The organism is uncultured Marivita sp. (assembly GCF_947488135.1).
Lineage (GTDB): Bacteria > Pseudomonadota > Alphaproteobacteria > Rhodobacterales > Rhodobacteraceae > Marivita.
In genome coordinates this window covers 74,472-86,558 of record NZ_CANKYW010000005.1, presented here as the reverse complement: position 1 = coordinate 86,558, position 12,087 = coordinate 74,472, and the positions used below count along the sequence as shown (strand labels likewise).

The 12,087-nt window shown below is 61.8% G+C and carries 12 protein-coding genes; 8 read left to right on the top strand and 4 right to left on the bottom strand.

Annotated elements, in window-relative coordinates; all coding sequences use genetic code 11:
* Positions 1–18 precede the first annotated feature (18 nt).
* Entirely contained in the window at positions 19–2,403 is a 2,385-nt protein-coding gene (locus Q1B16_RS14620) for a hypothetical protein (RefSeq protein WP_299790161.1), read from the top strand.
* A 99-nt stretch (positions 2,404–2,502) separates the two neighbouring features.
* Here Q1B16_RS14620 and Q1B16_RS14615 read toward each other — a convergent pair whose 3' ends face one another.
* From Q1B16_RS14615 to Q1B16_RS14605, 3 genes are read right to left on the bottom strand one after another with little or no spacing between them, the layout of a single operon-like run.
* Complete coding sequence (locus Q1B16_RS14615) at positions 2,503–3,090, bottom strand: HAD-IA family hydrolase (RefSeq protein WP_299790158.1); 588 nt, start codon at positions 3,088–3,090, stop codon at positions 2,503–2,505.
* A 24-nt stretch (positions 3,091–3,114) separates the two neighbouring features.
* A complete protein-coding gene (locus Q1B16_RS14610) occupies positions 3,115–3,336 on the bottom strand; it encodes a DUF2842 domain-containing protein (RefSeq protein WP_299790155.1) in 222 nt (73 codons plus the stop codon).
* 16 nt (positions 3,337–3,352) lie between these two features.
* Positions 3,353–4,648 carry an adenylosuccinate synthase gene (locus tag Q1B16_RS14605; RefSeq protein ID WP_299790152.1) on the bottom strand — a complete coding sequence of 432 codons (1,296 nt, stop codon included), beginning with the start codon at positions 4,646–4,648 and terminating at the stop codon, positions 3,353–3,355.
* A gap of 250 nt (positions 4,649–4,898) precedes the next feature.
* On the opposite strand from Q1B16_RS14605, the gene Q1B16_RS14600 reads away from it, so the two are divergent.
* The 3 genes from Q1B16_RS14600 (at position 4,899) to Q1B16_RS14590 (ending at position 7,766) form a co-directional block, all read left to right on the top strand.
* The gene (locus Q1B16_RS14600; protein ID WP_299790149.1) at positions 4,899–5,294 is read left to right on the top strand and encodes a DUF6524 family protein; all 396 of its coding nucleotides are present in this window, start codon (positions 4,899–4,901) and stop codon (positions 5,292–5,294) included.
* 229 nt (positions 5,295–5,523) lie between these two features.
* Positions 5,524–5,898: a preprotein translocase subunit SecG gene (gene secG / locus Q1B16_RS14595; RefSeq protein ID WP_299790146.1), complete on the top strand. Its 375-nt coding sequence runs from the start codon at positions 5,524–5,526 to the stop codon at positions 5,896–5,898.
* Between the two features lie 224 nt (positions 5,899–6,122).
* A complete protein-coding gene (locus tag Q1B16_RS14590; RefSeq protein WP_299790143.1) occupies positions 6,123–7,766 on the top strand; it encodes a CTP synthase in 1,644 nt (547 codons plus the stop codon).
* A gap of 186 nt (positions 7,767–7,952) precedes the next feature.
* On the opposite strand, the gene Q1B16_RS14585 is transcribed toward Q1B16_RS14590, so the two are convergent.
* Positions 7,953–9,032, bottom strand: coding sequence for a sugar-transfer associated ATP-grasp domain-containing protein (locus Q1B16_RS14585; protein ID WP_299790140.1), 1,080 nt, complete (start codon positions 9,030–9,032; stop codon positions 7,953–7,955).
* Positions 9,033–9,312: 280 nt separating this feature from the next.
* Between Q1B16_RS14585 and rlmJ the strand changes: the two genes are divergently transcribed.
* The 4 genes from rlmJ to Q1B16_RS14565 are packed head-to-tail and all read left to right on the top strand — an operon-like array spanning position 9,313 to position 11,991.
* A complete protein-coding gene (rlmJ, locus tag Q1B16_RS14580) occupies positions 9,313–10,080 on the top strand; it encodes a 23S rRNA (adenine(2030)-N(6))-methyltransferase RlmJ (protein WP_299790137.1) in 768 nt (255 codons plus the stop codon).
* Positions 10,077–10,763 carry a hypothetical protein gene (locus Q1B16_RS14575; RefSeq protein WP_299790134.1) on the top strand — a complete coding sequence of 229 codons (687 nt, stop codon included), beginning with the start codon at positions 10,077–10,079 and terminating at the stop codon, positions 10,761–10,763. Before rlmJ ends, Q1B16_RS14575 begins: the two co-directional genes overlap by 4 nt.
* A gap of 56 nt (positions 10,764–10,819) precedes the next feature.
* Complete coding sequence (locus Q1B16_RS14570; protein WP_299790131.1) at positions 10,820–11,257, top strand: TerB family tellurite resistance protein; 438 nt, start codon at positions 10,820–10,822, stop codon at positions 11,255–11,257.
* Entirely contained in the window at positions 11,254–11,991 is a 738-nt protein-coding gene (locus tag Q1B16_RS14565) for a PhnD/SsuA/transferrin family substrate-binding protein (protein WP_299790128.1), read from the top strand. The genes Q1B16_RS14570 and Q1B16_RS14565 overlap by 4 nt, the downstream gene beginning before the upstream one ends.
* Positions 11,992–12,087: the final 96 nt, after the last annotated feature.

The window sequence follows — 12,087 nt, the reverse complement described above, 5'->3', positions numbered from 1 at the left end:
TGGAAAGCGAGTGATGTTATGGTGAGTTCGAACAAGATACTCACGGTATCCTACGGTACCTTTTCATGTACGCTCGAAGGTTTCGACAATTCCTTCGATACCATGAAAGCGATTGCGGAATACTTCCGCGATCTGGCGCAGGACGACCGATATTTTGGCGCCGAACCGCCCACACCCGACGCAGAAATGCTGGCCCGCATCGCCGAACGCGAGATCGAGCGCCGGGTCGAGGCCCGCTTCGAAAAGGGCAATCTGGTTCTGCGCCCGTCCGATGACGCCGAGCCGCCGCATGGGGATGTCGCGCCGAAATCATCGACGGGTGCAGCCCTCGTGGGCGCGACAGCCGGGGGGGCTGCCAGCTCTGCGGCTGTCGCAGACACCACGGATGAGGTCGATACCGATGACCGCGAAGAGCCCGCGATCGAAGATGCCATGGGTGATGAAACCATGGACGCCGACGATACCGTCGAAGCTGAACCGGATGTCGAAGACATCGCCGTCGACACAGACAGCGTTGAATTGGCCGAGATCGAAGACATCGATACAGCGTCCGACAATGACGATGCTGTGGAGGAGATCGCCATCGACCTGTCCGGCCTGTCGCTCGACACCGAAGACGACATCGCGGTCCATGCCGACGATGTGCTGACAGCCGAAGACACGAGCCCGGTCGAGTCAAGCATCGACGATCTCATCGCGGAACAGGGCGTGAAGGCCGACCGACTGGCGGATGCCGCCGCGCAAGAGGCGCGCGACGCAGCGGAACTCGCCGAAATCGACGAGCCCGCGCTGTCGGAGGTCGAGGAAGTCGCGGAAGCCCCCGTGGTGACGGACAGCGTCGCCGACAAGCTGCAACGCATTCGCGCCGTTGTCGCCTCCAAGGCACAGGCCGCCCCGGATTACATCGAAGACGAACACGCGATGTCCGGCCCCGACGGTGACGGCAACGACGATAACGATGCCATGGACCCAGAGGCCGGGATTCCCGGTTTCGTCGAAGCCGCAGAATTTGATGACGACATGCTTGGCGATGATCTGGACGACGACGAAGACAATCTCTTCGCCGACACCATCGCGGCCGTCGTCAATGACCAGATCGACGCGGATCAAGAGGACGACGAAGACGACGCCACCTTGCCGGCTGCATCTTCGGACGGTGACGATCAGTCCGAACCCTCCGACGCGCAGCGCGAGTTGGAAACCCTGCGCGCCAAGATCGCCCTCTTGGAAGCACAGGCCGCGGCCAAGGCTCCGACTGCGGCGGACGAAAGCGACGACTTCGCTGAAACCGACGATGCCGTGACGGCGATGGACGACGACAGCGACGATGCCCCCCTAGCCGTCGAAGACACCCGTGAACCGCTGGTTGCACGTGTCGCCAAGGCAAAGCGCAGCGATGTCGAAGCGGCGCTCGCCGCCGGTGAGATCGAGGAATACGACGAGGACGAGGAAAGCGACGCCGCCGCCGCATCCCAGCCTCTGCCCGGTCGCGAAGGCAGCACGTTGACCCCGGAACAGGAAGCAGAGCTGGCCCGCGAACTCGCCGATCTGCACGCCGAGATCGAGGAAGACGACGACTGGAACTTCGACGATGACGAGGACAGCGCCGAAGACGACGACGCGCCGATCCTGTCCGAAGAAGAGGAAGAGGTCGCGCAGGCCAATATCCGCAAAGCCGTCAAGATGACCAGCCCGGGACGCGCAATGCTGACCGACACAAAGATCGAAGAGGATGACGACTCGGTCGAACGTCTTGCCGACAAGACCGAGACCGAAATGGACGAGCCCGAAGGCAATCGCCGTCGCAGCGCCATCGCGCATCTGCGCGCCGCCGTTGCCGCGACCAAAGCGGATCGCATTCTCGGCTTCGGCAAGAAGACGGTCAACGAGGAAGAGCCCTATCGCGAAGACCTCGCCGATGCAGTGCGTCCGCGCCGCCCAAAAGTGACCGAGGCCCGCTCGGCGCGTCCGGCGCCTGTTCGCCCTGCCCCTCTCAAGCTGGTGGCAGAGCAACGCATCGATGTCGAAAGCGCCAACGAAGGCGCCCCGGTCCGTCCGCGCCGCGTCCTGCGCAGCGCCGACACAGCCGAGGCCCCCGAGAGCATCGCTGCCGACGACACCGGCTTTGCCGATTTCGCCGAGAGCCAGGGCGCACACACGCTGCCCGAACTGCTCGAAGCGGCAGCTGCTTATATGTCCTTCGTCGAAGGCCGCGACCAGTTCTCGCGCCCGCAGCTTATGACCAAGCTGCTCCAGGCCGAAGGCGAAGCCAGCTCGCGCGAGGAACGTCTGCGCAGCTTTGGTCAGCTCCTGCGCGACGGCAAGATCGAGAAAAAAGGCGGCGGACGCTTTGCCGCCTCGGAAAACATCGGCTTTAAGCCCAACGAACGCGCCGCCGGCTGATCCCGGCGACCAGCAAGCCATCAAAAAGGTCGGACTGTCAGGTCCGGCCTTTTTCGTCATGGGCTCTACACGCAACGATGGACAGCCGGAATGATCTGGTCAGATGCGGTCGATCAAACCACCCAGCCGTTCCTCCCCCGTCCACATCCCGGCACGCCACCCTGCCCTGATCGCAGACTCCACGTTCGCGGGCGTATCGTCCACAAAAACGATCTCGGTCTTGGAGAACCCACAGCGCGCCTCGCATGCAGCAAAAAACCCTGCATCCGGTTTCGCCACTCCAAGGTCAGCGGAATGAAGCATCATATCGGCGTGATCCTTCAGGCCGACATCTTCCCAAAGGTACCGCGCGCGCAAAGGCTCTTGATTGGTCGCAAAGCAGACGGCCATCCCGGCGCTGCGCAACTCTGCTGCGTCGGCCAGCACCTGAAGGTCGAGCCGTGCGTCCGTCTCGAACCAGTAGGTCAGGAAGTCATCGACCGATACCGCGCAGCACATCTCTGGCCAGCATCTGTCCAAAACGGCGCGCAGCCCGCGCCGTCCGGTGACGATGTCCGACCAATAGGGACGGAATACAAGGTCCTGCAACCGCTCGAGGGAAACGCCTAGGTCGTGATCCAGTCCGGTCGACCAATGCGCGCCATCCGCCGGTCGCCCGGTGACCACCACCCCATCGACGTCCAGCATCAGGCAGCGCGCCCTCCGGGACACCTACTTCTCCGCGTCCGGATCCGGTTGTCCAATCCCCTTGAACACGAATTTGAACGGCAGCGCCCACAGGATACCCAGAACGATGTAGACCAGCAATTCGACCAACAGCGACGGACGGTCCAGCCAGTTGATTACGGTCACGCAGGCCACGATGTAGGCGGGCAATCCGACCAGCAGGATCACCAGTGACCAACGTTTGCGAGCCTTGTAACTCAGCGCCATCCGCGCCCCCTTTTCCTCAGTCCGCGAACGGATCGGTCACGAGGATCGTGTCCTCCCGCTCCGGTGAGGTGGAAAGTAGGGCGACCGGGCAGTCGATCAATTCCTCGATCCGGCGCACGTATTTGATCGCTTCCGCAGGCAGATCGACCCACGACCGTGCGCCTTCGGTCGATTGCGACCAGCCCGGCATTTCCTCGTAGATCGGCGTGCAGCGCGCCTGCTCTTCGGCGGCCGTGGGAAGATAGTCGTAACGCCGACCGTCGAGATCGTAGCCGACACAGATCTTCAGTGTCTCGAACCCGTCCAGCACGTCCAGCTTGGTCAGCGAGATCCCGTTGACACCGCTGGTCGCGCAGGTCTGGCGCACGAGGCAGGCATCGAACCAGCCGCAGCGCCGCTTGCGCCCGGTGGTGGTGCCGAACTCGTGCCCCCGTTCGCCCAAACGTTGCCCGTCCGCGTCGTGCAATTCGGTCGGGAACGGCCCCTCTCCCACGCGTGTCGTGTAGGCCTTGACGATCCCCAGCACGTAATCGATCGCGCCAGGTCCAAGGCCTACACCCGTCGCCGCCTGACCGGCGATGACGTTGGACGAGGTCACGAAAGGATACGTTCCGAAATCGATGTCCAACAAAGCACCTTGCGCCCCTTCGAAGAGGATCCGCTTGCCCGCCTTGCGTTTCTCGTTGAGAACCTTCCAGACCGGCGCCGCGAAAGGCAGGATCTGATCCGCGATCTCGGTCAGTTGCGCCAAGAGCGCATCGCGGTCCACCGGATCGAACCCCAACCCCTTGCGCAGCGGATCGTGGTGCTGCAACGCGCGGTCCACCCGCGCCTCAAGCGTCCCGCGGTCGGCCAGATCGGCGACGCGCACCGAACGACGTCCGACCTTGTCCTCGTAGGCCGGCCCAATGCCGCGGCCGGTGGTGCCGATCTTGGTGCCCTTGCTCGCCGCTTCTTCACGCGCGCGGTCCAATTCACCGTGAATCGGCAGGATCAGCGGCGTGTTCTCGGCAATCATCAGCGTCTCGGGTGTGATCTCCACGCCCTGGTCGCGGATCGTGGCGATCTCTTTCATCAGGTGCCACGGATCGAGCACGACGCCATTGCCGATGACCGACAACTTGCCACCGCGCACCACGCCCGAAGGCAGCGCGTGCAGCTTGTAGACCTTGCCATCGATCACCAGCGTGTGACCTGCATTGTGCCCGCCCTGAAAGCGGCAGATCACATCCGCCCGCTCCGAGAGCCAGTCCACGATCTTGCCCTTGCCCTCGTCGCCCCACTGGGCACCCACGACCACCACATTCGCCATGTCTTTAGACCTTTGCTGGAGTTCCATCCGTCAAACCCGCGCCCGTATAGAGCGCAAAGCGAAGAGTGGGAACCGGTTTTCCGATCAAATTGCGCACGCGTCTCGAAAATCGAAAGCCGGGGGCTGGCCGTTCCGTCGATAGACCTGCCCGATTGCCACAAAAGAGCACGGATCATTTCCTCGCCCTCTGGACAGCCCGCTCGGCTTTGGGCCATCTGACACGACCCGCGACTACGAAAGGCTGAACACGATGGGATTCCTGCTCCGCTGGCTATTTGCCTTCTGCCTCGTGGCCGCCACCTACAACCCGACGCAATACAATTTCACCCGCTGGGCGCTGACTGACGGGCAGGACCGGCTCTCGATCACGGTTCTGGCGGGGCTGGTTCTGCTCGTGGGCTACATCATCTATCTGCGCGCCACCCTGCGCTCCATCGGAGCCTTCGGCATGATCCTGATCCTCGCGCTGGTGGGGGCGTTGCTCTGGGTCGCCTATGATTTCGGTCTGCTTGATTTGCAAAACCGCAACCTGACCGTCTGGATCGGCATCTTTGCCCTGTCACTGGTGCTGGGCATCGGTCTCAGCTGGTCCATCGTGCGCCGCAAGCTTTCGGGACAGGCGGATGTGGATGATGTGGATGAATAACCACCTGCTTCTTCTCTTTCCAAATACGTAAAAATACACCTCCCCAAACGCGCGCGGTCCGAAACCGTGCGACACCCATCACCCGCACCCGCCCGAGGCAAAGGCCGCAAGGCCGCAGCCGAGACAAACCGGCGCGCGCCAGCGCACGAACCGATCACCCAACACGGGTTGCACGACGCCACACTTGGCCTTAGATACCCCCCATTCACGAAAGACATCCGGGACAGCCATGGAAAACGTCGTTCTCATCATCCACCTTCTCCTCGCGCTCGCGCTGATCGGCGTCGTGCTGTTGCAGCGCTCCGATGGCGGTGGGCTTGGCGCCATGAGCGGCGGTGGCGGCGGGGCCGTGAGCACCCGCAGCGCGGCGACCGGATTGGGCAAGCTGACATGGCTTCTGGCCATCGCCTTCATCTGCACATCCATCACCCTCACGGTGATCGCGGCACAGAACGCGTCCGGCAGTTCGATCATGGATCGCCTGACCACCGGCGGTGACGATGCGGTTGAAGAAAGCGACAGCGACGGGCTGGACACCGACGGCCTTCTGCCGCCGCCGTCCTCTGTCGATCCGAACGCACCCCTGGTGCCGCGCGCTGACTGACGCGACCGGGGCTTCGAAGCAACGCGCGGCCGTCATCGACCGCGCGTTTTTCTTTGCGCCGAAGGTCCACCATCCCTTGAGGCGCGCAAATCTGACGTAACATCATCTGGGGTTCGGCCTTGCGTTTTGCCGCCGAATCCTCTACCGCTCAAATCCCGTGATGCTGCGTGCCTTGGGCCGCGCAGATTGCATGATTTGGAGCGCTTCGCGGGAGGTTTCCACACATGGCACGCTTTATCTTCATCACCGGCGGCGTGGTGTCTTCCCTCGGCAAGGGGCTCGCCTCTGCCGCCCTCGGCGCGCTTCTGCAAGCGCGTGGCTTTTCGGTCCGCCTGCGCAAGCTCGACCCTTACCTGAACGTCGATCCCGGCACGATGTCACCGTTCGAGCATGGCGAGGTGTTCGTCACCGACGACGGCGCGGAAACCGATCTCGACCTCGGCCACTACGAACGCTTCACCGGCGTGCCCGCGCGCAAGACCGACAGCATCTCGTCCGGGCGCATCTACATGAACGTGCTCGAAAAGGAACGGCGCGGCGATTACCTCGGCAAGACAATCCAGGTGATCCCCCACGTCACCAATGAAATCAAGGACTTCATCTCCATCGGCGAGGATGAGGTCGATTTCATGCTGTGCGAGATCGGCGGCACCGTGGGCGATATCGAGGGCCTGCCCTTCTTCGAGGCGATCCGCCAGTTCTCCCAGGACAAACCGCGCGGACAGTGCATCTTCATGCACCTCACGCTGCTGCCCTACATCAAGGCGTCGGGCGAGTTGAAAACCAAGCCCACACAGCACAGCGTCAAGGAACTCCGCTCCATCGGTCTGGCACCGGATATCCTCGTCTGCCGCTCCGAAGGGCCGATCCCGGCCAAGGAGCGCGAGAAGCTGGCGCTCTTCTGCAACGTGCGCCCGGACAGCGTGATCGCCGCGCAGGATCTCAAGTCGATCTACGAGGCACCGCTCGCCTATCACCGCGAAGGGCTGGACCAGGCGGTGCTCGACGCGTTCCAGATCACCCCCGCGCCCAAACCGAACCTCGAGAAATGGGAAGACGTCGCCGACCGCATCTACAACCCCGAGGGCGAGGTGAACGTCGCCATCGTGGGCAAATACGTGCAGCTCGAAGATGCCTACAAATCCATCGCCGAGGCGCTCACCCATGGCGGCATGGCCAACCGCGTCAAGGTGAACATCCAATGGGTCGATGCCGAGATCTTCGAACAGGAAGACCCCGCCGCCCATCTCGAAGGCTTCCACGCCATTCTGGTCCCCGGCGGCTTCGGCGAGCGCGGCACCGAGGGCAAGATCAAGGCCGCCCAGTTCGCCCGCGAACATCAGGTGCCCTATCTCGGCATCTGTCTCGGCATGCAGATGGCGGTGATCGAGGCCGCCCGCAATGTCGCCAAGCTCCCCGATGCCGGGTCAGAGGAGTTCGACCACGAGGCCGGGAAAAAGCGTTTCACCCCTGTGGTGTATCACCTCAAGGAATGGGTGCAGGGCAACCAGACCGTCAACCGCTCCGTCGCCGACGACAAGGGCGGCACCATGCGCCTAGGCGCCTATGACGCGGTGCTGAAAGAAGGGTCGAAAGTGGCAAAAGCCTACGGCACCACCACCATCGACGAACGTCACCGCCACCGCTACGAGGTCGATGTGCAGTACCGCAAACAGCTCGAAGACGCGGGTCTCTGCTTTTCCGGCATGAGCCCCGACGGCCGCCTGCCCGAGATCGTCGAATGGCCCGACCACCCGTGGTTCATCGGCGTCCAGTTCCACCCGGAGCTAAAGTCGAAACCATTTGCTCCGCATCCGCTGTTCAAGGATTTCGTGCGGGCGGCGAAGGATGTGTCGAGGTTGGTTTGAGATAACTCCAGGACTCAAAGCCAATAGATGACGCGAGCTGCGAGCGCGATAGTCGACGGAAAGACTATTGGGCATTTGGGTGCAGACCAATAGCCGAATATAAAGCTGGGGCGAGATTTAAGACCAAATGTTATGGTGAACGTAACTTGACTTATTATCGCTCCGCGCAGGACTACCCAAAAGCTTTTAGGGATTATTGCGATTAAAGGCACCGCCTCTGGCAAATCTTTCCCAATCAAGCCCTTTGAAACACGGTCCCTGGGTGGCTTCGTCGAATTTTATGTCATTTTCGGCACCGTTCCACTCCATAACTTTTACTTCGCCAAACCTATCTACGCAAATATCCCATCCGACACATTGCACATATGGAACCATTGCGTGGAGTTTCAGAGCTATTTGACAGACCTCATCAAATTTCGGATAGAAAAATCCCGAGAAAGATTTCCTACTATCAGGATGCACAGGCGTCGTTGTCCAGTTTGGATAGTAACCGTATTGGGCCAACTGGCCGTCATCCAAATTCACCGAAATTTTGATTTGATTAGCCACTTTCAGATGTGAATCGCCATCCCGGCCAAGCCGTAAACGGCATGCCCGAATGCGTGGAGTTCCATCAGGTTCAGTGGTCGTGGTCACCCTCAAAGTGGCCACTGCTGAATTTGTGAATTCAGCTAGGCTGTCGTGTTGTTCTATATAACTCTGGAACACACCGTTTCCCAATAACATCACCTCGTCAATATCAAATTCGTGTTTTTCAAAGATATAAATTCCTCTACCTCTTGACGATTGATCTATCTTGAAAATAACTCGTTCGCTTCGGGCAAAAAGCATCGGCTTTACTTGTTCTTTCCGAAGGACGCCATGCTCAGAATCGACAAAAACACCGTGTATGTGAGATGCCAAATCTGGAAAGTATCCCTGCCCAAAAAAGACTCGATTGAGTGGCTTCAACCTTGATATTGGCCCATATGGCCCTTTAATTTCCGGGGCTACAGTTTTGCGATAAAAATTTTCTGGTATCCAACCTTCCTTGAAACCTCCAGATACGGCGGAATAGACATATAGCCATGGCGCGTATTCCCGACCGCCCAATACGTCACTTGCGTACTCATCACACATCGTCCGGTGATTTTTTCCGAGCGCGCCTTTTTCGTTTTCAACGTGCTTTAAAGCCTTTTGGGCCTGCAACCTATTACTGCGATGAAATCGTTTTGAATGAAGAATCGAGCGAGCGCGGTTGAGCTCCCTGATGGCGGCAGTATACAAAATCTGGTCTCCTGTACGGAATAATTAAAGTGATCTAAGCGACATTCCCCATGTGCATTGTCCTCTGGCGTCAAGATCGCTTGACGGAGCCACCAGATCAACCGTTTTCCGTCCTGAGCGGTGTCTACGGCTTGTGAAACGCGCCGGATCGGTGGAATCAAGCCTCGGCTGCTTGCCGTGCTGGAGCGCGGACGGCTCCGACAGCTTCCTTGATTGGATCGACGCCACCGCGACCGGCTGACCTCTATCCGGCGCCGCGCATCTGGCCTATCAACGGCCCATGCTGTCCTACCAACACCTCTACCACGCAGGCAACGCCGCCGATGTCCACAAGCACGCCGCCCTCGCGGTCGCGCTCGAGTACCTGACGCGCAAGGACAAGCCGCTCAGCTATATCGAAACCCATGCCGGGCGCGGTCTCTACGATCTGACGGCACCGGAGGCCGTCAAAACCGGCGAGGCGGCGCAGGGCATCACACGGCTCCGAGACCGGTTTCCCCAAAACCATCCCTACCTCAAGGCGCTGGCCGCGATCCCGGACGGGCTTTACCCCGGCTCCCCCGCCATCGCCCGCGCCCTGTTGCGCGAACAAGACACGCTGCACCTCGCCGAACTGCACCCGCAGGAATACACCGCCCTAAGGACCAACCTGCGCGGTCCCAGCATCCACACCTATCCGCAGGACGGTCTGGCGCTGGCCCAGAGCCTCTGCCCACCCACGCCGCGCCGGGGGCTGATGCTGGTCGACCCCAGCTACGAAATCAAGGCCGAGTACGCGCAGATCCCCAAATGGCTGGCCACACTCACGAAGAAATGGAATGTCGGCGTGGTGATGATCTGGTATCCGATCCTCACCTCCGGCGCGCACCGCCCGATGCTTCGCAGCCTGCAAGCCGATCAGCCAGAGGCGCTCACCCACGAGGTCCGGTTCCCGCCCGCGCGCGACGGCCATCGCATGATTGGATCCGGGCTCTTCATCGTGAACCCGCCATTCGGCCTCGGGCCGGAGCTGAAATCGCTCTCGGCGCTGTTCCGGGACACGTCATGATCCGCACAGCACTAGCACTGCTCTGCCTGCCCGGCCTCGCCGCCGCGAACGAGCTGCGGAAGGTGCCGTACGACAGCCTGAAATCCGTCCCGCACCGGATCGAAACCTTCGACAGCCTGCCGCCCGTGACAGAGCCGGGCATCAATTTCGACCATCACTGGCGCGCCCCTGGACTGTCGATCGCGGAGCGGTTGCTGGGCCAGGGATTGGCCGAGATCGACACCGATTATGGCCGCTTCGATGCGCTGGACGGTCTGCCGGGCGCGCCGCCCCGCGTGATCCCCGGGACCTCCGGCCAGAACTTCACCATCGCCCATCACGCCGGTTTCGGCTCCAACGCGCTGTTCCCGCTTGGCCCGGTGGGCCTTGCCGGCGCGGACGGGCGCGGCGAGGGCAGCATCGCGTTCACCTTTGACGATCCGCAATTCGCCTTCGGCCTGCGCCTTCACGCCGAATACCCCGACCCTCTGGGTCAGCGCCCGATGCCGCGCGCGGCCGAGATCGTGTTCTACGACGTCAACGCCCGCCCGATCACCGATTTCGTCCTGCCGCTTGGGCGCGGTGTCATCTCTCTCGCTTGGCGCAGCGGCTACGGCGTGGCCGCGGTCACGATCGAAAACACCGACCCCGGCGGCATTGCCATCGACGACATCCTCTACGAGGTCGAGGATCTGTCCGGATAAGCGCCGCGTGCGATCTGCCATTGGCGAACGGCCCACCCCGGCATATATCGTTCCCCATGTTTGCAGATTTCCTCAAGCGGCTCACCGCTCCCGACCCCGCCCCGCTTCCCGACACCGATGCGCGTCTCGCGCTGACGGCGCTTCTCGTGCGCGTCGCCCGGACCGATGGTGACTATGACGAAAGCGAGAAAACCCGCATCGACCGCATCGCGGCCACCCGCTACGGCCTGTCACCGTTCGAAGCCTCCAAGCTGCGGAGCGAAGCCGAGACGCTGGAATCCGAGGCCCCGGACACCGTGCGCTTCACCTCCGCGATCAAGGATGCGGTGCCTTACGAGGACCGGATCGCGGTGATCGAGGCGCTCTGGGAAGTGGTGCTGGCCGATGGCGTGCGCGAAGCCGAAGAAGACGCGCTTCTTCGCCTGGTCTCCAAGCTTCTCGGCATCAACGACCGCGACAGCGCGCTGGCCCGGCAACGCGTCGATAAGGCATGATCGTTAGCCTGCCGATGTACTGGCGGGCGGAAAATGCGGGTCTCTGGCGCGCGTTCTGGTCGATCGCACAGGACTGCGCGCGTTATGAAGGCGTGTCGCTCCCCGATCTCACGCCGCCGGAAACCCTGCCCGCCGATTGGTACGCGCATTGGCTGTCCCCCGATCTCGCAATGTCGATGACCTGCGGCCTGCCCTTTCGCTCGGCCCTCAAGAGCAAGGTGCACTATATCGGCACACTCGATTTCGGCCTCGATACTCCGCCCGGCCATTACCGATCCCTGATCATCACCCGTTCCGATACCCAGGGCCCGGCGATAACGCTGGCCTATAACAGCGCCGACAGCCAATCCGGCTGGGCCGCAGCGCAAGGCCGCCAAGAAACCGCATCCGTCACCCGATACATCCCGACCGGAAGCCACGCCGCATCGCTCGCAGCGGTCGCCGAAGGACGCGCCGACATCGCCTGCCTCGACGCGGTCACATGGCGCCTGCTGGATCGCTGCGACCCGAACGCGGCACGGGTGCGGATCGTGGGTCAAACCGACCCCACGCCCGGATTGCCGCTGATCGCCGCCAAAGGCACCGATCCCGCCCCGTTGCGCGCGGCACTCACTGCGGCCACCCACGCCTTCGCCCCCGAGGATGCGGCCGCGATGGGCGGCCCCATGTCCTTCTGCGTGCTGGACGAAGGGCTCTATCACGCACAGCCCATTCCCGCGCCGCCTCCGGTCTGAACGACACCTGACGCAGGGTTAAAGACGCCAAACCGCCTCTTTCCGGCGTTTTGAGCATTGCATCGCTGCACCTTTTGCCCTCATCTTGCGACGCAT